Source organism: Microbacterium sp. BK668, from assembly GCF_004362195.1.
Taxonomy (GTDB): Bacteria; Actinomycetota; Actinomycetes; order Actinomycetales; family Microbacteriaceae; genus Microbacterium.
Window position 1 is genome coordinate 2,137,441 of the sequence record NZ_SNWG01000001.1, and the last position, 21,491, is coordinate 2,158,931.

The 21,491-nt window shown below is 71.0% G+C and carries 21 protein-coding genes and 1 tRNA gene; 17 read left to right on the top strand and 5 right to left on the bottom strand.

The window, feature by feature from the left end; all coding sequences use genetic code 11:
- Nucleotides 1-21 precede the first annotated feature (21 nt).
- The 10 genes from EV279_RS09465 to EV279_RS09510 all read left to right on the top strand — a co-directional run bounded on the left by EV279_RS09465 (nt 22) and on the right by EV279_RS09510 (nt 9,658).
- Nucleotides 22-567 carry a septum formation initiator family protein gene (locus tag EV279_RS09465; RefSeq protein ID WP_243728511.1) on the top strand — a complete coding sequence of 182 codons (546 nt, stop codon included), beginning with the start codon at nt 22-24 and terminating at the stop codon, nt 565-567.
- A gap of 37 nt (nt 568-604) precedes the next feature.
- The gene (locus EV279_RS09470) at nt 605-1,120 is read left to right on the top strand and encodes a DUF501 domain-containing protein (RefSeq protein WP_133542899.1); all 516 of its coding nucleotides are present in this window, start codon (nt 605-607) and stop codon (nt 1,118-1,120) included.
- A gap of 113 nt (nt 1,121-1,233) precedes the next feature.
- Nucleotides 1,234-2,469 (top strand): S8 family serine peptidase, encoded by a 1,236-nt coding sequence (locus EV279_RS09475; RefSeq protein WP_243728612.1) that lies wholly within the window; start codon nt 1,234-1,236, stop codon nt 2,467-2,469.
- 46 nt (nt 2,470-2,515) lie between these two features.
- Nucleotides 2,516-3,904: an NAD(P)/FAD-dependent oxidoreductase gene (locus tag EV279_RS09480; RefSeq protein WP_133544819.1), complete on the top strand. Its 1,389-nt coding sequence runs from the start codon at nt 2,516-2,518 to the stop codon at nt 3,902-3,904.
- Nucleotides 3,905-4,157: 253 nt separating this feature from the next.
- Nucleotides 4,158-4,231, top strand: a tRNA-Leu gene (locus EV279_RS09485).
- 179 nt (nt 4,232-4,410) lie between these two features.
- The gene (locus EV279_RS09490) at nt 4,411-5,646 is read left to right on the top strand and encodes an alanine racemase (RefSeq protein ID WP_133542901.1); all 1,236 of its coding nucleotides are present in this window, start codon (nt 4,411-4,413) and stop codon (nt 5,644-5,646) included.
- Entirely contained in the window at nt 5,643-6,956 is a 1,314-nt protein-coding gene (locus EV279_RS09495) for a D-arabinono-1,4-lactone oxidase (RefSeq protein ID WP_133542903.1), read from the top strand. Before EV279_RS09490 ends, EV279_RS09495 begins: the two co-directional genes overlap by 4 nt.
- A 111-nt stretch (nt 6,957-7,067) precedes the next feature.
- The gene (locus EV279_RS09500) at nt 7,068-7,637 is read left to right on the top strand and encodes a LemA family protein (RefSeq protein ID WP_133542905.1); all 570 of its coding nucleotides are present in this window, start codon (nt 7,068-7,070) and stop codon (nt 7,635-7,637) included.
- A gap of 36 nt (nt 7,638-7,673) precedes the next feature.
- A complete protein-coding gene (locus tag EV279_RS09505) occupies nt 7,674-8,561 on the top strand; it encodes a M48 family metalloprotease (protein WP_133542907.1) in 888 nt (295 codons plus the stop codon).
- Nucleotides 8,561-9,658 (top strand): crosslink repair DNA glycosylase YcaQ family protein, encoded by a 1,098-nt coding sequence (locus EV279_RS09510; RefSeq protein ID WP_133542909.1) that lies wholly within the window; start codon nt 8,561-8,563, stop codon nt 9,656-9,658. The genes EV279_RS09505 and EV279_RS09510 overlap by 1 nt, the downstream gene beginning before the upstream one ends.
- Before the next feature lie 48 nt (nt 9,659-9,706).
- Here EV279_RS09510 and EV279_RS09515 read toward each other — a convergent pair whose 3' ends face one another.
- Complete coding sequence (locus EV279_RS09515; RefSeq protein WP_133542911.1) at nt 9,707-10,621, bottom strand: hypothetical protein; 915 nt, start codon at nt 10,619-10,621, stop codon at nt 9,707-9,709.
- Complete coding sequence (locus EV279_RS09520) at nt 10,618-11,967, bottom strand: crosslink repair DNA glycosylase YcaQ family protein (RefSeq protein ID WP_133542913.1); 1,350 nt, start codon at nt 11,965-11,967, stop codon at nt 10,618-10,620. Before EV279_RS09520 ends, EV279_RS09515 begins: the two co-directional genes overlap by 4 nt.
- 104 nt (nt 11,968-12,071) lie before the next feature.
- Here EV279_RS09520 and EV279_RS09525 point away from each other — a divergent pair, with 104 nt between their 5' ends.
- Nucleotides 12,072-13,271 carry an AI-2E family transporter gene (locus EV279_RS09525; protein ID WP_133542915.1) on the top strand — a complete coding sequence of 400 codons (1,200 nt, stop codon included), beginning with the start codon at nt 12,072-12,074 and terminating at the stop codon, nt 13,269-13,271.
- Nucleotides 13,268-14,560, top strand: a complete 1,293-nt coding sequence (gene ilvA / locus EV279_RS09530; protein ID WP_133542917.1) for a threonine ammonia-lyase — start codon at nt 13,268-13,270, stop codon at nt 14,558-14,560. Before EV279_RS09525 ends, ilvA begins: the two co-directional genes overlap by 4 nt.
- 24 nt (nt 14,561-14,584) lie before the next feature.
- Here the strand turns inward: ilvA and greA are convergent, their stop codons facing one another.
- Both greA and EV279_RS09540 read right to left on the bottom strand, forming a co-directional pair.
- Complete coding sequence (gene greA, locus EV279_RS09535) at nt 14,585-15,076, bottom strand: transcription elongation factor GreA (RefSeq protein ID WP_133542919.1); 492 nt, start codon at nt 15,074-15,076, stop codon at nt 14,585-14,587.
- A 140-nt stretch (nt 15,077-15,216) separates the two neighbouring features.
- Complete coding sequence (locus EV279_RS09540; RefSeq protein WP_133542921.1) at nt 15,217-15,609, bottom strand: DUF4307 domain-containing protein; 393 nt, start codon at nt 15,607-15,609, stop codon at nt 15,217-15,219.
- Nucleotides 15,610-15,672: 63 nt separating this feature from the next.
- Between EV279_RS09540 and EV279_RS09545 the strand changes: the two genes are divergently transcribed.
- On the top strand, nt 15,673-15,966 hold the full coding sequence (locus EV279_RS09545; protein WP_133542923.1) for a hypothetical protein: 294 nt from the start codon (nt 15,673-15,675) through the stop codon (nt 15,964-15,966).
- A gap of 37 nt (nt 15,967-16,003) precedes the next feature.
- Here the strand turns inward: EV279_RS09545 and EV279_RS09550 are convergent, their stop codons facing one another.
- Nucleotides 16,004-16,741, bottom strand: a complete 738-nt coding sequence (locus EV279_RS09550) for a hemolysin III family protein (protein ID WP_133542925.1) — start codon at nt 16,739-16,741, stop codon at nt 16,004-16,006.
- Between the two features lie 93 nt (nt 16,742-16,834).
- Between EV279_RS09550 and EV279_RS09555 the strand changes: the two genes are divergently transcribed.
- From EV279_RS09555 to EV279_RS09570, 4 genes are all read left to right on the top strand, one after another.
- Nucleotides 16,835-17,614, top strand: coding sequence for an isoprenyl transferase (locus tag EV279_RS09555; RefSeq protein ID WP_133542927.1), 780 nt, complete (start codon nt 16,835-16,837; stop codon nt 17,612-17,614).
- 112 nt (nt 17,615-17,726) lie between these two features.
- Nucleotides 17,727-18,848 (top strand): aminotransferase class V-fold PLP-dependent enzyme, encoded by a 1,122-nt coding sequence (locus tag EV279_RS09560; RefSeq protein ID WP_133542929.1) that lies wholly within the window; start codon nt 17,727-17,729, stop codon nt 18,846-18,848.
- A gap of 258 nt (nt 18,849-19,106) precedes the next feature.
- Complete coding sequence (locus EV279_RS09565; RefSeq protein ID WP_243728613.1) at nt 19,107-20,405, top strand: PhoH family protein; 1,299 nt, start codon at nt 19,107-19,109, stop codon at nt 20,403-20,405.
- 193 nt (nt 20,406-20,598) lie between these two features.
- Entirely contained in the window at nt 20,599-21,447 is an 849-nt protein-coding gene (locus EV279_RS09570) for a hypothetical protein (protein WP_133542933.1), read from the top strand.
- The last annotated feature ends 44 nt before the right edge of the window (nt 21,448-21,491 follow it).

The following is a 21,491-nucleotide window of genomic DNA, read 5'->3' on the forward strand; positions in this document are numbered from 1 at the left end:
ACGTCGACGAGAGGGGGAGCCGTGGCCACAGGGACGGCTCCCCCCACTCATCGCCGCCGGCCGGTGCGCGAGCGTCGCCAGGTCGACGTCCGCGGATGGCTCGGCGGCATCCGGCTGTCCGGCTTCATGGTCATCATGCTCGGCCTGGTCGTGCTCGCGGCCTTCGTGCTCGTTCCGACGATCGGGACCTACGTGGACCAGCGCCAGCAGATCGCGGCGCTCGCGGCATCCGTCCAGGTGAGCCAGGAGCAGATCGACGACCTCGAGGCCCAGCGCGACCGGTGGCGCGATCCCGCGTACATCACGACGCAGGCCCGCGAGCGGCTGTACTACGTCAAACCGGGCGAGGTCGTGTACCTCGTGGACAACGACCTCACACCGGCGCAGCTGCCGCAGGAGCAGCAGCCGGTGACCGACGAGGTGGAACAGACGCGCACCGACTGGATGGCGCAGTTCGTGCGGTCCGTGACCGCGGCCGGGCTCGCCCAGACCGTTCGCGCTCCCGCCATCGGCATCCCCGACGCGCCGGTCCAGGCGCCGACCGACGCTCCTGAGGAGATGCCCTGATCAGGGGCGTCCCAGCGACTGCCGGTAGCCTGCTGGCGTGAGCACGCCGCCCTTCCCGTCCGTCAGCGAGGCCGATCTGGCCGTGCTCCGCGAGCAGCTCGGACGCCCCGCCCGAGGCGTCGTCGGCATAGCTGCGCGCTGCGTCTGTGGCAATCCCACGGTTGTCGCGACCTCGCCCCGGCTTCCCGACGGAACGCCGTTCCCCACGTTCTACTACCTGACGCATCCCGCCGCGACGGCGGCGATGTCGACGCTCGAAGCGGAGCACGCCATGCCCGGGCTCGCCGAGGAGCTCGCCGACGAGGAGGTCGCGGCGGCCTATCGGGCGGCGCACGAGGCGTACCTGCGCGATCGCGCCGCGTTCGGCGACGTCCCCGAGATCGACGGCATCTCGGCGGGCGGCATGCCCACGCGGGTCAAGTGCCTGCACGCCCTCGCGGGCCACGCGCTCGCTGCAGGCCCGGGTGTCAACCCCATCGGCGATCGCGCGCTGGCGCTGTCGAGCTGGTCGCCCGAGCGCTGCGTGTGCGCCCATCCGGGAGCCGGCGGGTGAAGGGGCTGGCTGCCGCCGCGCTTGCGACGCTGCTGCTGGCGGTGCTCGGGGCCGTCCCTGCGGCGACGCACGCACTGCCGGCGAACCGGGGGCCGCTGCCCGCCGACGACGGCGTGCCGGCACCGGCGAGCACGGTCTCGACGCCCATGGCGGCATCCGGCTCGGATCCCGTCCGGGCGGCCGAGTACTGGCTCGACGATTACGGCGTCCGGCAGGCCTGGCAGACGACGCGCGGCGCGGGCGTGCGCATCGCCATCATCGACACGGGCATCGGCAAGGGTCCCGTCGAGTTCGAGGGTGCCGTCGCAGGGGGGACGGATGTGTCGGGGCAGGGGACGCCGGACGGCCGGACGCCCGTGGGGGCCGTCGACGCCAACCACGGCAGCTGGGTGGCCTCCCTGGCAGCCGCCCGCGGGACCGGGCCCGACACGGGCATGATCGGCGTCGCGCCGGAGGCGCAGCTGCTGTCGGTCTCGGTCGGATTCGGCTCCGGCGCCCAGGTTCCCTTCACGAAGCAGATCGCGGAGGGGATCCGCTGGGCGGTGGACAACGACGCCGACGTGATCAACCTTTCGCTCACGACCAACACCGCCGACTGGGACGAGAGCTGGGACGACGCCTTCCTCTACGCGTTCGAGCACGATGTCGTGGTCGTCGTCGCGGCGGGCAACCGGGGGAGCGGCACGACCAGGGTCGGCGCTCCCGCCACGATCCCCGGAGTCCTCACTGTGGCCGGGGTCGACCCCCAGGGCAGGGCGAGCGTGGAGGCCTCGACCCAGGGCATCACGATCGGCGTGTCCGCGCCGAGCGAGGAGCTCGTGGGAGTGTCCGCCGACGGCAGTCTCGTCCTGTGGAACGGGACGAGCGGTGCGGCACCGCTCGTGGCCGGGATCGCCGCCCTCGTCCGCGCGGCGCACCCGGAGCTGGACTCGGCGAACGTGATCAACCGGCTCATCCAGACGGCACGCCCGGCCGCGGGGGCGACGAAGGTGCCCGACCCGCTGTACGGATACGGCCTCGTCGATGCCGCCGCGGCGGTCTCGGCATCCGTCCCCCTCGTGGCGGTCAACCCCATGGGCAGTCTCGAGGACTGGATCCGGCTCTACCGGCGCGCCGAGGCGAATCCCGCCCCGGAGTCATCGACCGCCCCGGTCGAGCTCGAGCCTCTCCCGCAGGCCGACGCCCCCACCCGCCCCGCCTCGCCGCTGCTGCCCTCGGCGGACACCCTGCTGTACGGCTCGCTGCCGCTCGGCGCCGCCACAGGGGCCGCTATACTGGTGGCGCTCGGCGTCACCGCTGCTGTCCGACGCATCCGTATGGCGCGCGATTCCCGCACGTCGAGCCGTTGAACTGCGAGGAGTTCATCTCACCGTGTCTAGCACCGCGAAAAGCACTGTGCCCCGGATCCTCATCGTCGGCGGTGGCTACGCCGGCTTCTACACCGCGTGGAAGCTCGAGAAGCACCTCCGCAAGGGCGAGGCAGAGGTCACGATCGTCGATCCGCTGCCCTATATGACCTACCAGCCGTTCCTTCCGGAGGTCGCGGCAGGGTCGATCGAGGCGCGACACTCCGTCGTCGCGCTGCGTCGCCATCTCAAGCGGACGAAGGTCATCGCCGCCAAGGTCACCGGAATCAACCACGCGAACAAGGTTGCGACCATCACGCCCGAGCTGGCAGAGCCCTACGAGCTCGAGTACGACCAGATCGTCGTGACCGCGGGCGCCGTGTCGCGCACGTTCCCGATCCCCGGCATCGCCGACAACGCCATCGGACTGAAGACGATCGAGGAGGCCGTCGCGATCCGCGACCGCCTGATGTCGAACTTCGACCGCGCGGCGACGCTTCCCCCCGGGCCCGAGCGCGACCGCCTGCTGACGGTCATCGTGGTCGGCGGCGGCTTCGCCGGCATCGAGGTGTTCGCCGAGCTCCGCTCGCTCGCGTCGGCGCTCGTCAAGGACTACCCCGAACTGACCTTCGAAGACACCCACTTCCACCTCATCGAGGCGATGGGCCGCATCATGCCCGAGGTGTCGCTCAAGACGAGCGAGTGGGTGCTGAAGAACCTCGCGCAGCGCGGCGCGTACGTGCACCTCGACACGCAGGTGACCGGCGCGCTGAACGGCAACGTCGAGCTCTCGACGGGCGAGACCCTGCCGAGCGACCTCATCATCTGGACCGCGGGCGTCATGGCCAACCCCACGGTCGTCCGCGGCGGTGACCTCCCCGTCGAGGAGCGGGGTCGCATCCGCACCCGCGCCGACCTGCGCGTGGGCAGCGACGACGAGATCGTCGAGGGCGCATGGGCCGCCGGTGACGTGGCGGCCGTCCCCGATCTCACCGGCGGCGGTGTCGGCGGCTACTGCGTCCCGAACGCGCAGCACGCCGTGCGGCAGGCCAAGCTGCTCGCGAAGAACCTCGTCGGCGTGCTCCGCGGCGAGCTGCCCCGCGAGTACTACCACAAGAACCTCGGCGCGGTCGCCGGTCTCGGACTGTGGGTGGGCGTGTTCCAGTCGGGCAACATCGCGCTCAAGGGCTGGATCGCGTGGCTCGCGCACCGCGGCTACCACGGCCTGGCCATGCCGTCGTGGGAGCGCAAGTGGCGCGTCATCTGGGGCTGGTGGAACAACTTCTGGCTGGGTCGCGACATCGTGAACCTCCAGACCGTCCAGAACCCGCGCTACGTCTTCGAGGAGTTCGCGGCGCGACCGCGTCCGGCAGCCCCCGTCGAGGCGAAGCCCGCGGACGCCGCCGCGCCCGCCGAGAAGGTCGCCGCCGCGCGCTGATCGCGCATCAGTACGGTCCGGCCGCCGCGCGCTGATCGCGCGTCATGACGGCCCGGCCGCCGCGCGCTGATCGCGCGTCGTGACGGACCCCCGCCGCGCGCGCATCGCGCGTCGTGATGAACCCCGCCGGAGTGCCTCCTCCGGCGGGGTTCGCGCACGTCCGGCGGGTGCTCGTGCGGGGCGGCTAGTCTGAGCGGCGAGTCCGCGAGATCCGCATCGTCGTGTGCGCATGGTCGGCCGCGTCCGCGCACTCGCCCCCGTAGCCCAATCGGCAGAGGCAGGCGGCTTAAACCCGCTCCAGTATGGGTTCGAGTCCCATCGGGGGCACGTCGAGATGCGCACGTGCCGACTCTTCTCACGACATCGGCGTCACCTCCTCTCATCGCGGACTCACCGCGGACTCACCCCGTGCTCACCCCGTGCTCAACCCGGCGCAGCGCGATGCCGCGCGGGCTTTAGGCTGTACCGATGCGTACCGATGATGTGCGCGAGAGGACGACCCCCCGATGACCCTCGACCTGCTGGCGGTGCCCGGAACCGCCGGAGCGCGGACCTGGGCAGACCCCGCCGCCCACTGGGGCGCCATGACGGCGGCCGTCGCCGATCTGTCCGGACCTGTGGCGGCCATCAGCCTGCCCGCCGTGCGGTACAACGCTCTCGACATGCTGGTCCGTGCAGCCGGCGTGCCCATCCGCGTCGCCAGCAAGTCGGTGCGGATCCGCGCGATGCTGGACGCGACGCTCGCCCTGCCCGGATATCGCGGCATCCTCGCGTTCACCCTTCCCGAGGCGCTCTGGCTCGCCGAGACGCACGATGACGTCGTCGTCGGCTACCCGACCGCGGACAGGGCGGCGATCGCCCGTCTCGCCGCCGCCGACGTCGCCGCGTCGCGCGTCACGCTCATGATCGACGACATCGCACAGCTCGATCTCATCGACGCCGTGGTCGCGCCCGCGCGCCGCGCCCCCATCCGCGTCGCGCTCGACATCGACGCCTCCTGGCGCGCGCCCGGTCTCGGGCACATCGGCGTGCACCGCTCGCCGGTCCGCCAGCCGTCCGAGGCCGCGAACCTCGCCCGCCTGGTCGTCGACCGGCCGGGATTCCGGCTCGTCGGTCTCATGATGTACGAGGCCCAGATCGCCGGGCAGGGCGACGACACGGGGTCCGGGGATGCTGTCGTCCGCTGGATGCAGCGGCGGTCCGGCCAGGAGCTGATCGAGCGGCGGGGCGCCATCGTCACGGCCGTCGAGCGGATCGCGTCGCTCGAGTTCGTGAACGGGGGCGGCACGGGGTCGCTGGAGCTGACAGCATCCGACCCCTCGGTCACCGAGATCACGGCCGGAAGCGGGCTGCTCGCGGGGCACCTCTTCGACGGCTACCGCGCCTTCGCCCCCGCGCCGGCGGCGGCGTTCGCGCTGGAGGTCGTGCGCAAGCCGGCCCCCGATGTCGCGACGGTGCTCGGCGGCGGCTGGATCGCCTCGGGCCCGCCCGTCGCCTCGCGGCAGCCCGCTCCCGTGTGGCCCGCCGGGCTCAGCACCCTGTCGCGCGAAGGAGCGGGCGAAGTGCAGACCCCGCTGCGTGGCGCTGCGGCGCGCGGCTTGCGGATCGGCGACCGGGTGTGGTTCCGCCATGCCAAGAGCGGAGAGCTCGGCGAGCGCGTCGAGGAGTTCCAGCTCGTCGACGGCGACCGCCGAGTCGGCAGCGTCCCCAGCTATCGCGGCGAGGGAAGGGCCTTCCTGTGACCCGCCCCGGCGCCGAGTGGCGGAACTGGGGACGGACCCAGAGCGTGCGTCCGCTGCGGGTCGAACGTCCTGCGTCGGTCGAGGCCGTCCAGCGGTCCGTCGAGGCCGCGCGGCGCAACGGCATGACGGTCAAGCCGGTCGGAGCCGGTCACAGCTTCAGCGCGATCGCCGTGGCGCCGGGCGTCCTGCTCGAACTGGACGACCTGACCGGCCTCATCGAGGTCGACCGCGAGCGGCGCCGGGTGCGGATGTACGCCGGCACGCGCCTGCACCGGATCCCGAAGCTCCTCGCCCCGTACGGCCTCGCGATGCAGAACCTGGGCGACATCGACCGGCAGTCGATCTCGGGCGCCGTCTCGACGGGAACCCACGGCACCGGAGCCCGGTTCGGCGGCATCGCGACGCAGATCGTGGGGGCGACGCTCGTCACCGGCATGGGCGACGTGATCACCGTCGACGAGAGCCAGAACCCCGAGCTCCTGCCCGCCATCGCGCCGGGCCTGGGAGCCCTCGGAGTCCTCGTCGACGTGACGCTGCAATGCGTTCCGGCGTTCGTCCTGCACGCGGTCGAGCGACCCGAGCCGTTGGACGACGTCCTCGCCGGCCTCGAGGAACGCGTCGCCGGCGCGGACCACTTCGAGTTCTACTGGTTCCCGCACACGGATGTCGCGCTGACCAAGACGAACACGCGGCTGCCCGCGGACGCACCGAAGGCGCCTCTTCCGCGCATGGGCAAGTGGATCGACGAAGAGCTGCTGTCCAACGGCGTCTACCGCCTGGCGTGCGCCGTCGGCACGGCCGTCCCGGGCATCATTCCGTCGTTCAGCCGCCTCGCCGTCAGGCTGACCGGCAACCGGGAATACACGGATGCCTCCACCGGCGTCTTCACGCAGAACCGCGATGTGCGGTTCCGCGAGATGGAGTACGCCCTCCCCGCTGAGAATGTGCGACCGGCCTTCGAGGCCCTGCGTGCGCTCATCCGGGACCGCGGATGGAGGATCTCGTTCCCGGTCGAGGTGCGCTTCGCGGCATCCGACCCGCTGTGGCTCTCCACCGCGCACGGGAGGGAGTCGGGATACATCGCGGTCCATCGCTACTGGTGCGAAGACCCCGCGGAGTACTTCGACGGTGTCGAGCAGATCATGCTCGGGTTCGGTGGCCGCCCGCATTGGGGCAAGATGCACACCCTCGACGCCGGCGTCCTCCGCGAGCGGTACCCCCGCTTCGAGGACTTCCGCGCGGTGCGCGACCGGCTCGATCCCGAGCGGATATTCCAGAACGGGTATCTTCAGCGCGTGCTGGGTGCGTGAGTGAGGTCCGCGCGAGGAAAGCAGCGCGTCGGCCGGGTGCTCGGTGGACAACAACTGAGAGTCGCTTTCCACCCCTGATCAGGCGGGGCCGGGGTCGGTAGGATGGCGCCTATGTGGGAGTGGCTGATCCCTGTCCTGATCGTGGTCGCGCTGGTCGTGATCGTCGGCATCTATCTGTGGGCGACGTACAACTCGCTCGTCCAGTTGAACGTGCGCGTCGACGAGGCCTGGAGCGACATCACCGTCCAGCTCAAGCGTCGAGCCGATCTGCTTCCGAACCTCATCGAGGCGGTGAAGGGCTACGCCGCTCACGAGAAGGCGGTGTTCGAGAACGTCACCCGAGCCCGCGCCGAGACTCTGACGGCGGGCGGGCCGGCCGAAGCGGGTGTCGCGGAGGGGCACATGCAGCAGGCGCTGAAGTCGCTCTTCGCGGTAGCCGAGGCCTACCCGCAGCTGCAGGCCAGCCAGAACTTCCTGCAGCTGCAGCAGTCCATCGTCGACACGGAGGACAAGATCCAGGCCTCACGCCGGTTCTACAACGGCGGCGTGCGCGAGCTGAACACCAAGATCAAGGTCTTCCCGAACAACCTCTTCGCCCGCAACCTGGGCTTTCACGAGCGGGAGTTCTTCGAGGTCGTCGACGGCGCCGCGATCTCCGAACCGCCCCGCGTGCAGTTCTGAGAACGCCCGGTCGGTTCCCGTCGGCCGGCATGTGACATGTACTCGGCGATCGCGCGCAACAAGCGCAACACGTGGGTCATCCTCGTCGCCTTCCTTGCGCTGCTGGCGGGCATCGGCGTACTCGCCGGATGGCTCATGGGCAACAACTGGTGGGTGACCGCGTTCATCCTGCTCTTCGCGACCGGCTATGCGATCTTCCAGTACTTCTTCGCCGACCGCGAGGCGATCGCTATGGCCGGTGCGGTCCCGGTGACGCAGGCGGACGCGCCGCGCTACTACCGTCTCGTCGAGAACCTGTGCATCACGACGGGAACGCCGATGCCGGCGCTGTACGTCGTGGACGACCCGGCGCCGAACGCGTTCGCGACGGGACGCAAGCCCGAAGAGGCATCCATCACCGTGACGACCGGACTGTTCGAGCTTCTGACCGACCGCGAGCTCGACGGGGTCCTCGGCCATGAGCTCGGCCACATCCGCAACTACGACATCCGCGTCTCTCTGGTCGTGTTCGGCCTCGTCGTCGCGGTGGGGATCCTCGCGGATCTCCTCCTGCGGGTCGCCTTCTTCGGCGGAGGCCGCCGTGGCGGCAATGGGCAGGCGCAGCTGATCTTCCTGCTGTTCGGCGTCGTCGCGGCGCTCGTCGCTCCTCTCCTGGCGGGGGCGGTGCAGGCGGCCATCTCCCGCCAGCGCGAGTATCTGGCCGACGCGACGAGCGCGCTCACGACGCGCGATCCCGACGGACTCGCCTCGGCGCTGGACAAGCTCCAGCAGCACGCCCAGCCGCTGCGCAAGCCGAACATCTCGATGGCTCACCTGTGGATAGCGGACCCGCTGCGTCCCAACGCCCTCGAGCGCATGTTCTCGACGCACCCGCCGATCCCCGACCGCATCGAGCGCCTGCGCGCGATGGGCGGGCGGTTCTGATGGTCGAGAGGCTCTCACGCGCCCACGCGCGGCGGATCGCCGTGCGCGCCCAGCTGCTCACGGCCGATCGGCCCGCCGACATCGTCGAGACGATCGACGCGCTCACCGTCGTGAACATCGAGCCGACCGCCGCGATCGCCCCGAGCGCCGACCACATCCTGTGGAGCCGGCTCGGCTGGCCGTACCAGCCCGCCGACCTGCGGCGCCTGGTCGAAGACGATCGCGCGATCTTCGAGTGGGGCGGCTTCTACCGTCCCATGACCGACCTGCCTCTGATCCGCCCGCTCATGCGCGAGCGTCCCCAGTCCGCAGACGGGCGGAAGTGGCTCGCGGCGAACGACGTCTTCCGCCGGGAGGTGCTCGACCGGCTTCGCGCAGACGGTCCGCTGCGACCCGCCGACATCCCGGACACGGCGCAGGTGTCGTGGCGATCGTCCGGCTGGACGAATGACCGCAACACGATGCAGATGCTCGAGATCCTGACGGCACGCGGCGAGGTCGCGATCGCCGGGCGCGACGCGAAGGGCCGGCTGTTCGACCTGGCCGAGCGCGTGTACCCGTCCGACCTGCCGGAGCTGAGCGACGAGGACGCCGCGCGCGAACGCGCCGAGCGCCGACTGGGCTCCCTCGGCCTCGCCCGAGCCAAGGGCGTGAGCCAGCCGTACGAGCCGGTCGACGTCGGCACGGTGGGAGTGACGGCCGAAGTGGAGGGCGTCGAGGGGGACTGGCGCCTCGACCCCGCCGCGCTGGAGACGGCCGTTCGCTTCCGGCCGCGGACGGCTCTGCTCTCGCCCTTCGACCGCCTCGTCTTCGACCGCGACCGGCTGCGCGACCTGTTCGGGTACGAGTACCTCCTCGAGATGTACAAGCCGGCCGCCAAGCGGCGCTGGGGATACTTCGCGCTGCCGATCCTCCACGGCGATCGATTCGTCGGGAAGCTGGACGCGAAGGCGGATCGCAAGGCGGGTGTGCTGCGAGTCCACGCGATCCACGAGGACGAGCCCTTCTCGGCGGAGCTCGCGCAGGCGGTGGATGCCGAGATCCGGGAGCTTTCGCGCTGGCTCGGCCTCGAGGTCGCGGGGCTCGCGGCCCCGTAGCGCGCGCGGCGGCGCGGGGGCGCACACCCACGTCGACCTCCGGTCGGGTCAGCCGACGGCGAGCTCCATGCCGTCGGGTGTCAGAGTGACGGCTCCGCGCAGGGCCCAGTCGTCCGCGCGGTAGCTGAACGACGCCTCCGCGCCATCGGACGTGATCCCGGTCGCGGTCGCCACGACGATGCCGTCCGTCGCCGAGAACGTCCGCAGATCCGGCGAGAGCGCCAGCTGCGGCATCTGCTCGATGCGGAACGAGATGGATGCGAGGGAGGCGAGATCGGCCGCCCACGGCACACGGATCCCGCAGTTGGCGGGCACCGTCTGCGCCGGCTTCGCGCACGCCCGCGCGTAGCTCTCGAGCTGCTGCTGAGCGAGCATCGTGGCCTGGACGGCGATGGATGCCTCGACCGCCGCGTCGGTCGTCGCTCCCATCGCAACCGCCGCCGACGTGGACCCCTCGAGGATGCCGCGCGGGGCGGCCGTCACGGGGTAGACCGCAGGGAGGAGCGCCGTCGACGCGCCCGCGGGCACGGCGACTCCGCCGACGAGGACCAAGGTGCCGAGCGTCGTCTGCGGCGACAGGGCGCCGAGGCCGTCCGCGCCGACGCGCCACCCGCCCTCCTGCTCCACGAGGCCGAGCGAACCCTCGTGCTGCGTGCCGTCCAGCGTGTACGCGACCCCGACCCCCGCGCCGCCCCGCCCGTCGTCTTCGACCGGCCCGATCCGGGCGTCGGAAGGGTAGGCGTCGGCACCGCTGAACGCCTTCTCGAGGTCGACACCACCGCTCGGCGCCGCCGCCAGCAGCGCCACGGCTCGCGCACCGTCTCCGGCAGCGAGCGAATCGAGATAGGCCCGTGCGGTCGCTTCCGGCCCCGGCTCCCTCGAGAGGAACCACCAGGCGGCGAGACCCAGCCCGACCAACGCCACCGCCGCGATCACGAGGCCGACGACGGCGCTGCGCTTCACGCCGTCTCCGGGAACGGTGCGGGTTCGCCGGCACCAGGCTCGTCGGCACTGCCGTCGGCGGCGCTGCGCTCGTCCGGTGCGAGCGCGACAGGTTCACCCGGACCGGCGTGATGCCGGCGCGCCTCGGGCATCACCCGGGCGAGATCGTCCGTCGCATCCCCCCAATGAGAGAAGGAGATCGCCTCGAGCTGCTGCCATCGGGCGGCGAGCCGAAGCTCGTCGGCGAGTCGGGCCGCGGCATCCGTTCCCTTCCCGGGCTCCCACCAGGCCGACTGCACGAGGAGCGTCGATGTCGCCCGGTCGGCCTTGAGGTCTACGCGGCCCACGATGTCGTCGCCCACGAGCACCGGCAGCGAGTAGTAGCCGTACCGGCGCTTGGGCGCGGGCGTATAGATCTCGATGCGGTACTCGAAGTCGAAGAGCCGCTCCGCACGCTCGCGGAACCAGACGACCGGGTCGAACGGCGTCAGGACGGCGGTGGCCTCGACCCGCCGCGGAAGGGTCGCGCTGCTGTGCACCCAGGCCTTCGCCGCGCGCCCGCCGGTCGTCCAGCCCCTCACCGTCACCGGTGCGAGCTCGCCGGCGTCGACGAGATCGTTCACGGAGGCGAGGATCGCCGCCCGATCGGCGATGCGCCAGTAGTCGGCCAGGTCCGACGCCGTCGCAACGCCGTAGGCCTTCGCCGCCCGCCGAACCAGTTCGCGCACGGCGTCTTGGCGAGGAATCGACGCATCGAGCGCTTCTGACGGGATCACGTCGCGCGCCAGGCCGTAGCGCCGCTCGAAGCCGCGACGACCCGCGATGGCCACCTCGCCGAACAGCCAGAGGTACTCGAGGGCGTTCTTGACGACGTCCCAGTCCCACCACGGCCCTTTGCGCGACTGCTTGGCGTCGTGTTCGATCTGCGCCGGCCGCAGAGGCCCCCGCTCGGCGAGCTCGGCGCGAACCCAGTCGACGATCTGCGCGTTGCGCACGAACCACCCGTCGGGCTTGGAGCCGTACTTCGCGCGCAGGTCGTCCATGCGGAAGCGGAAGAGACCCCAGTCGCTGGCCGGGATGAAGGCCGCCACGTGCGCCCAGTACTCGACGTACGGCGCACGGCGCCCGAAGAGCAGGCGGTCGAGCGCCGCCGTCTCGTAGGCGCCGAGGCGCGAGAAGAGCGGCATGTAGTGCGAGCGTGCGAAGACGTTGACGGAGTCGATCTGCAGCGTCTGCATCCGCGCCATCGCGAGGTTCAGCTGCCGGGTGCCGGCGGGCGAGCCGGGCGTTCCCGCGCGCTCTCGCCCGAAACCCTGCGCAGCCAGCGCGATGCGCCGCGCCTCGGCGATGCTCAAGGTCTCCTTCACCCGGCCAGCCTAGTAAGCGGCACCGACAGAGCGGACGGCAGCGACCGGGTCGGGCCGTCCGTCGCATACGGAGACGCGCATCGACGCGGTCCTAGACTGGGCGGATGAACGGCCCCGAGAAGCCCCGCGGTTCGGTGCTCGACGCCGTCCGGGACCGCACGCGGATCGTCTCCACCGACCTCCAGGGCCACATCCCGCGAGGGCTCCGCCTCACGACGGCCTACGCGTGGCGGCTGCTGGTCATCGCAGCGGCCGCCGGGGTCGTCATCTGGCTCGTCATCCAGCTCAAGCTGCTCGTCATCCCCCTGCTCGTCTCGATTCTCATCACGGCACTGCTGTGGCCCGCGTTCAGCTGGATGCTGCGCCACCGCTTCCCCCGATGGCTCGCCATCGTCATCGCGGCCGTCGGGGCCATCGCCGTCGTGGCGGGTCTCCTGTGGCTGGTAGTGTGGCAGATCACCCGCCAATGGTCGAGCGTCCAGCAGCGCACCGTCGAAGCCGTGGAATCCCTGCGCCAGTACCTCATCGACGGTCCGCTCCATCTGACCGCCCAGCAGATCGACGATCTCCTCGGCCAGTCCTGGACCTTCATCCAGCAGCAGGCGGAGCTCCTCTGGTCGGGCGCCCTCGCGATCGGCACGACGGTCGGCCACGTCGCGACGGGCGCTCTGCTGTCGGTCTTCATCCTGCTGTGCCTCCTCGCCGACGGCGCCGGGATCTGGCGCTGGGCGACCCGCCTGTTCCCCCAGCGCGCACGGGCCGCCGTGGACGGCGCGGGGCGCGCGGGGTGGGTGACCGTCGTCAACTACGCGCGCACCCAGCTGCTGGTCGCGACGATCGATGCGATCGGCATCGGGCTCGGCGCCTTCCTGCTGGGTGTGCCCCTCGCGATCCCGATCGCCGTCCTGGTGTTCCTCGGCGCCTTCGTGCCGATCGTGGGAGCAGTCCTCACGGGAGCCGTCGCCGTCTTCCTCGCACTGGTCTACAACGGCCCGTGGATCGCCCTGTGGATGCTCGTCGTCGTCCTCGGCGTGCAGCAGCTGGAGGGCCACGTGCTCCAGCCGCTGCTCATGGGGTCGGCCGTGAAGGTGCACCCCCTCGCCGTCGTCCTGGTGGTCGCCGGCGGTGCCATGATCGCAGGCATCCCCGGAGCGCTGTTCGCCGTGCCCATCGCGGCGTTCGTCAACGTCGTCGCCGTGTACCTCAGCGAACGGTCCTGGGAGACCGGCCGAAGTCCGCATGCCGACCTCATCTGGAGCACCGTGCCGCGCAGCCGACCCCGCCCACGAAGGACCCCCGCATGACGTCGCCGCTCGTCGCCCGCCGCAGCGAGCGGAATGAGAAGGAGCCGAACGTGAGCCCTGCCGTCTCCGTCCCGGTTCTCGCCGAGTTCGAGGATGCCGCGGCCGCACTCGCGGGCGTCATCACGCACACGCCGCTCGACGAGTCCCTCCACCTGACCGACCTGCTCGGCGTGCCCGTCCACCTCAAGCTCGAGAACCTCCAGCGCACGGGGTCGTTCAAGATCCGCGGGGCGGCGTACCGTCTTTCGCGGCTGACGCCGGAGGAGCGCGCACGGGGCGTCGTCGCCGCCTCGGCGGGCAATCACGCGCAGGGCGTCGCGCTCGCGGCGCAGTCGCTCGGCATCGCGGCCACGATCTTCATGCCCCTGGGCGTCCCCGTGCCCAAGCTGCTCGCGACGCGAGGCTACGGTGCCGACGTCATCCTCGAGGGCGCCACCGTCGAAACCCCGCTGCGGCTCGCCGCCGAGTTCGCCGAGCGAACGGGCGCCGTGCTCATCCACCCCTTCGACCACCGCGACATCGTCGTGGGCCAGGGGACGCTCGGCCTCGAGCTGTACGAGGACTTCCCCGAGGTCGAGACCGTGCTCGTCGGAATCGGCGGCGGGGGACTGGCAGCCGGGGTCGCCGCAGCGGTGAAGGCGCGCGCGGCGGTCGACGGCCGGTCGGTGCGCGTGATCGGCGTCCAGGCCGAGAACTCCGCCGCCTACCCGTCGTCGCTCGAGCTCGGGCGCCCCGAGGAGGTGGCCACCAAGCCGACCATAGCGGACGGCATCGCGGTGGCCCGGCCGGGCGACGTGCCGTTCGCACTCATCCGCGAACTCGTCGACGAGGTCGTGACCGTGACCGACGACGACATCGCACGCGCGCTACTCGTGCTGCTCGAGCGCGCCAAGCAGGTGGTCGAGCCGGCCGGCGCCGTCGGCGTCGCCGCGATCCTCGCCGGGAAGGTGCAGGGTACGGGGCCGACGGTCTCGATCCTCTCCGGCGGCAACATCGACCCGCTGCTGCTCCAGCGCGTGGTCTCGCACGGTCTCTCGGCATCCGGTCGCTACATGACCCTGCAGATCCCGCTTCCGGACCGGCCCGGCCAGCTCGCCCGCGTCTCGGAGCTCCTCGCGCAGGCCGGCGCCAACGTCATCGAGGTGCTCCACACCCGTCACGGGCAGGGCCTGCAGATCAGCGAGGTGATCCTGCAGCTGAGCGTCGAGACGCGCGGGCAGGAGCACCGGGCCCACGTCATCCAGACGCTCGCGGATGCCGGTTACGCGCCGACCGTCGTCCCCGACTAGGCCTGCGCACCGGCAGGTCGTGCGCTACTGGCCCGCGTAGGTCTCGACCTTCACGATCTCGACCGAGATCTCGCGGCCGTTCGGCGCCTTGTAGGAGGTCGTGTCGCCTTCCCGAAGGCCCAGGATCGCCTCACCGAGCGGGGACGCCTCGCTGTAGACGTCGAGCTCGGAATTGGCTGCGATCTCGCGGCTGCCGAGGAGGAAGACCTCTTCGCCGCCCGCGACCACCGCGGTGACGACGGTGCCCGGCTCCACGACACCGGTGCTCTCGGGGGCTTCGCCCACCTTCGCGTCCTTGAGCAGCGCCTGGAGGGTCCGGATGCGCGCCTCCTGCTTGCCCTGCTCGTCCTTCGCAGCGTGGTAGCCGCCGTTCTCCTTGAGGTCGCCCTCTTCGCGGGCGGCCTCGATGCGCTTCGCGATCTCCTCACGGCCGGTCGTCGAAAGGTGCTCGAGCTCGGCGGCGAGCCGGTCGTAGGCATCCTGCGTCAGGAACGTCACGGGAGCGTCGCTGGACACGGCGGTCTCCTTCTTTCTGGGCGGTGGCTGAGGTGCGGTCTCTTCGGGGCTGCTCCGCCTCCCGGGACGAGGGTCTGAGGCGGATAAGCCGAGACGCCCCGGCTCGGCCAGGGCGTCTGTCTGCTGCAGTGACCGTCAGACTACGACACCCAGCAGGAGTTGACAAAACCCGTCGTGGCCTCGGCGAGGGTGGGGATGGTCTCCCGGAACGCCCGCGCGTGGGTGTCGGAAGCCGGGAGCTCGACCACCTTCCAGCCCACCACGCCGTGCTCCTCGTCCTGTGCCTCCAGCGCGCACGAGACCGTCGAGCCGGTCGGCGCCGAGACCTGGAACTCGAGCGTGACCGTTCGCTCGTCGATCACCTGGAAGCCGGTGGTGTCGGCGTCCACCGAATCGATGGAGTTCGCGACGGTCAGCCAGGCGAAGGCGACGACGGCGACGAGGCCCAGCACGATCGCCGCGGCGACGACCCAGCGCGTCGTGCCGCGGCGCGTGCGGCCGTAGCGTTCGTCGAGCATCTGCTGCGTCGTCATGGGGTCCTGTCGGGCGAATTAGGCTGGAGACTCCAGGCTAAGCGCTCCGCGGATCGAGGACACATGCACCAGGCGATCGCCGCACTCGTCGAGGCGGCTGCGACCGTGACTCCGTCGCCGACGTCCGGGCCCGACCCGGAGCTCGTGACGCCGGGGCCGTGGGGCTTCGTCGCCATCGCCTTCCTGGCGTTCGCGGTGGTCTTCCTCATCTGGGACATGATGCGCCGCATCCGTCGCGCACGCTTCCGGTCGGAGATCGACGAGGAGCTCGACGCCGAGGAGGCGGCCGCGCGTCAGGCCGAGGAGGCCGAGCGCACGACCGACACCGACGACCAGGACGTCGACCCCCGGCGCTGAACGGGCCGCGACCCCGGGCGATGACCCGGACTGCAGCTCAGCCCGCGTGGTACACCGGGTTGAGGGCGATGATCAGGCACGCCGTCCAGTGGCACAGGAACGCCAGCACCGTGCAGACGTGGAAGATCTCGTGGAAGCCGAAGTGCCCGGGCCACGGGTTGGGCCGCTTCATCGCGTACACGACGGCGCCCAGGGTGTAGAGCACGCCTCCGATCGCGACGAGGATCATCATCGCAGCGCTCGCCTGGAACAGCGGGACCACGTACATGACCGCGGCCCAGCCGAGGACGAGGTACAGGGCGACGTAGAGCCAGCGGGGCGCGTCGATCCAGAAGACGCGGAACAGGATGCCGAGGACCGCCCCGCCCCATACGAGCGACAGCAGCAGGATCGTCTGCGGCGTGGGCAGCGCGAGCACGGCGATCGGCGTGTACGTCCCTGCGATGAGCAGCAGGATGTTCGCGTGGTCGATGCGCTTGAGGATCGCCTTCGTCTTCGGCTTCCAGTTGAACCGGTGATAGAGCGCGGAGTTGCCGAACAGGAGCAGCGACGTGAGCATGAACACCGCGCAGGCCCACTTGGCGGGCGCGCCCTGAGCGAGCGCGATGAGCACGACGCCGGCGGCGATCGCGACGGGGAACGTGGCGGCGTGGATCCATCCGCGCCACGAGGGCTTGATGTCGGCGGGAGCGCTCGCCGCTTCTTCGACGAGCGGCAGGTGAGGCATCTCCGCGCCGACGTCGTGCGTCGGGGGGACATCGGTCGGGCGGGCCATCCCCCCAGGGTAAGCCGCTCCGTATGCCGCGGATCGTACGTCCAGTCATCCCACAGGCCGCGAGCCCCGAGGACACGGGGGTACGGTGAACGTGTGACGGCGTCGAATGAGGGCAGGGGTCCCCTCTACCGGCTCTACATCAGTCGCCTTCGGCGCCGGCTGTCTCCCGAGGCGGTCCCGCACCATATCGCGATGATGATCGACGGCAACCGCCGGTGGGCGCGGCAGCTCGGCTACGACTCGGCGGCCCATGGCCACCGTGCGGGCGCCGCCAAGATGCGCGAGTTCCTCGAGTGGTGCGACGACATCGGCGTGCGGATCGTGTCGCTGTACCTGCTCTCGACCGACAACCTGAGCAAGCGCGACTCCCAGGAGCTCGCCGACCTCATCGAGATCATCGCCGACCTCGCCGACCAGCTCTCCCGTGAGCGGGACTGGCGGGTGCAGCACGTCGGCCGCGCCGACCTGCTACCGCCGGATCTCGCGCGGGTGCTGTCCGACGTCCAGGAGCGCACGCGGGAGAAGTCCGGCATGCACGTCAACCTCGCGGTCGGCTACGGCGGGCGCAGCGAGATCGTCGATGCGGTGCGCAGCATCATCGCGGCGCATCAGAAGGACGGCGGATCGCTCGACGACCTCGCCGAAAGTCTCACTCCCGAGCAGATCGGCGAGCACCTCTACACCGGAGGGCTGCCCGACCCCGACCTGGTCATCCGCACCTCGGGGGAGCAGCGCCTGAGCGACTTCCTGCTGTGGCAGTCCGCCCACTCGGAGTTCTACTTCGTCGAGGCGCTGGGTCCCGATCTTCGCGAGGTGGACTTCCTGCGCGCGATCCGAGACTTCACATCTCGTGACCGCCGCTTCGGCGGCTGACGTGGAGGTCTCGGGACGTGCGCGTTTCCAGCCCTGACCGGGCAGAAGGGTGCCCCCTGCCTCGCGTCGAGGGGCGCTCCTGCGCCGATGCGGGCCATGCCAGAATGGCGAGGTGAACGATTGGGAAGAGTATCTGGGATCGTTCGATGGGGAACCCGGGTACCTCGACTGGGCGTCTTTCGGTCCTTTGTCACCGAACGTCCGTGCCGAGGTGCACGCCGACGCCGAGCTTCTGGGCGCGGGGCGTCGGTCCGGCATCGACCTGGTGGGGGAGCACGTCCGCGAAGCGCGTGAGCTGCTGGCGCGCGCGCTGAGGACGGATGCCGAGCAGGTCGTCCTCCAGCCTTCCACCACCTACGGGCTCATGCAGGCCGTGTACGGGCTCGCCGGCGGGCTCATGGTCGCGCGCGGCGAATTCCCGAGCCTGACCGTCTCCGCCGCGCGCGCCTCGGACGCCCTGGGCTCCATGCGGGTGCAGTGGCTCGAGCCGGAGGGTGGATTCGTCACCCCGGATGCCGTGCGCGATGCGCTCACCGATGAGACGCGTGCGCTCGCCGTCAGCCTCGTCGACTTCCGCACCGGATATCGCGCCGACCTGTCGGCGCTGAGGGAGGTCATCGGCGACCGCCTGCTCATCGTCGACGCGATCCAGGGCTTCGGCGTCATCGACGCCGATTGGGCGGCGGCGGACGTCGTCTGCGGCAACGGCTACAAGTGGCTGCGCGCGGGCCGCGGCACGGGCTTCTCCTGGTTCGGCGAGCGCGCGATCGAGCGCATCACTCCCGTGCTCTCCGGATTCGCGGGCGTCGAGGGCGACCTCCCGCTCGACGCGGTGCCGCCTCCCGCCCCGTCCGCACAGGCATTCCGGGTCGCGGGGGAGGATCCGCTCGCGTTCGCGCGCCTCGCATCATCGCTCCGCGACATCCTCGATGTCGGCATCCCGAGCATCGAGAGCGAGCTGGTCGCCCGCTCGGGCGATGTCATGTTCTTCGCCGACCGGTACGACATCCCGGTGGTCACCCCGCGCGAGCCCGAGCGCCGCGCCGGGATCGTCGCCCTCGCCCCCGCTCCGCAGGATGCGGCGCCGCTGGCGGCGTCGCTCGCCAACCACGGCATCACCGTCACGGTGCGATCCGGCCTCGTCCGCGTCGCGCCGCACGTCGGCACGGGAGCCGACACGCTGCGTCTGTTCGGCGATGCGCTCGCCGCGTTCTCGTCCGCCCGCGTGTGGTGACGGCCGGAGGGTCGGCGGCATCCGTCGTTCACCCGTGGTTAAGCGAATCTCCAGCGTGTCGTCGCCGCGGGCTGCCCGGCGCGGGCCGTAGTTTCGGACCAACGGGCAAGGCGCCCGTTCGAGTCGGCCGGATGGATCGCGACTCGTGACCTTGGTCGACTCGCTGACTGCCGGGTGACACGCCCGGGGCGGGAGTGGGTTGTGACCACACGAGCACCACACAGGCAGCACCGCGAGACGGCCGCCGGGGCCGACGACCTGGGGGAGGCGCTGCGCACGTATGTGCTCGACACCTCGGTGCTGCTGAGCGATCCGCGGGCGTTCTTCCGCTTCGCCGAGCACAACGTCGTGATCCCGGTCGTCGTGGTCACCGAGCTCGAGGGGAAACGACACGATCCCGAGATCGGCTACTTCGCGCGCCAGGCGCTCCGTCATCTCGATGAGCTGCGGATCGAGCACGGCCGACTCGACTTCCCGGTGCCGGTCGGCGAAGACGGCACCCTCCGCGTCGAGCTCAACAACACCGACCCGACCGTGCTCCCTTCGGGCATGCGGCTCGGCGACAACGACAGTCGCATCCTCGCCGTCGCGCTGAACCTCGCGAACGACGGTCAGGAGGTGACCGTCGTGTCGAAGGATCTGCCGATGCGCGTCAAGGCCGCCTCCCTCGGGATCAGCGCCGAGGAGTACCTCGCCGAGCAGGCCGTCGACTCGGGCTGGACCGGCATCGCGACGCTCGACGTGTCGGGCGACGACATCAGCGACCTCTACGAGAGCGAGATCGGCGTCAGCGAGGCGATCCGCGGGTTCCCGGTCAACACGGGGCTCATCATCCACTCCGAGCGAGGCTCGGCGCTGGGCAGGGTGACAGGGGACGGCTCGTACCGGCTTGTCCGCGGGGACCGCGAGGTGTTCGGGATGCATGGCCGCTCGGCCGAGCAGCGCATCGCGATCGACCTGCTCCTCGACCCCGACGTGGGGATCGTGTCCCTCGGCGGGCGCGCCGGCACCGGCAAGTCCGCCCTCGCCCTGTGCGCCGGTCTGGAGGCGGTGCTCGAACGCCAGCAGCAGAAGCGCATCATCGTCTTCCGCCCGCTGTTCGCCGTGGGTGGCCAGGAGCTCGGCTACCTCCCCGGCGACCAGCAGGAGAAGATGAATCCCTGGGGTCAGGCGGTGTTCGACACGCTCGGATCGGTGGTCTCGTCGAACGTCGTCGAAGAGGTGATCGCACGAGGACTCCTCGAGGTCCTGCCCCTCACCCACATCCGCGGCCGGTCGCTCCACGATGCCTTCGTGATCGTGGACGAGGCGCAGTCGCTGGAGCGCAACGTGCTGCTGACGGTGCTCAGCCGGATCGGGCAGAACTCCCGCGTCGTGCTCACGCATGACGTGGGTCAGCGGGACAACCTGCGGGTCGGCCGTCACGACGGCGTCGCCTCGGTGATCGAGACGCTCAAGGGCCACGACCTGTTCGGCCACGTGACGCTCGTGCGCTCCGAGCGGTCCGCGATCGCCGCGCTGGTGACCGACCTTCTGGAGGCCGGCGAGCTCGCCTGACCCGCGGAACGTCGCGAAGGGGTCGGGATGCGGCATCCCGACCCCTTCGGCATGCGTAATGCATCTTGGACGAGTAGTCAAGATGAGAAGACTCTCACCGCTGTCTCCTTCTCCTCTCACACCGGTCTGCGACCATGGATCAGACGCGCGCGGACGTGCCTGCGTGCGCTGATGGGGGTTCCGCAGGGGACGTATGACTCTGGAGCAAGACGTGGACGGACGAGCCGCTTTCGCGGCCGGCGGATTTCTCGCCGGCGCGGCAGCCGTCGCTGTCGCCTGCGCCGTGACGCTGAGCAACGCCTCGGCTCTCGCAGACGCGCCCGGCGAAGCGGCCGATGTCGACGTCGTCCGCGTCACACCGTCCGCGCCCACCCCCTCCTCCTCCGCCACCGCCGTGACCCAGGCCACCCCAGCCCCGGCACCGACCGCAGAGGTCGTGCCTGCGCCGCAGCCGGAGGACGTGGCGGCTCCCGCCGAGTCCCCGCCCGCGCCGCCCGCGCTGCTGGCACCGCTCGTGCCGGCCGTGCCGTCCGCCGGCGAGCCGGTCGTGCGGCAGCCGGATGCCGGGCCGTCCGAGCGGGAGGTCATCGACGACGCCATCCGCACCGGCTCATGGGATCGGCTGCGCTCGTGGGCAGTCGAGCGCGGCTGGACGCCGGAGAAGATCGACCGCTGGGTCGAGCAGCTCCAGCAGCGCTTTCCCCAGGTCGAGCAGAGCCAGGACGTGAAGCCGGGCGTCTCCCTCGACACCGGCCAAGCGCAGCGCCGGATGCTGCAGGCTCCGCCCGCCGCGCCGGCCCCTCCGGCCCCCGAGGCGGTCGAGCCGACGGCCCCGTCCAGCGGTCCGGGTCACAGTCCCAGCGGCGGCCCGACCACCGGCCCGAGCAGCGGTCAGAACAGCCATCAGAGCGGCCATCAGAACCCTGGCCAGGACCGCCCCCAAGCGCCCGCGAAGAACGCGGGTCCCCCATCCGAGCGCGGCAATTCTTCGCCCCCCGGATGGAAGAGAGATCAACCGCCGCAGCCCCCACGAGGCGGTTGACCAGGGTCACACGGAGTCCCCCAGCTCCAGACCCGTTCCCAGCC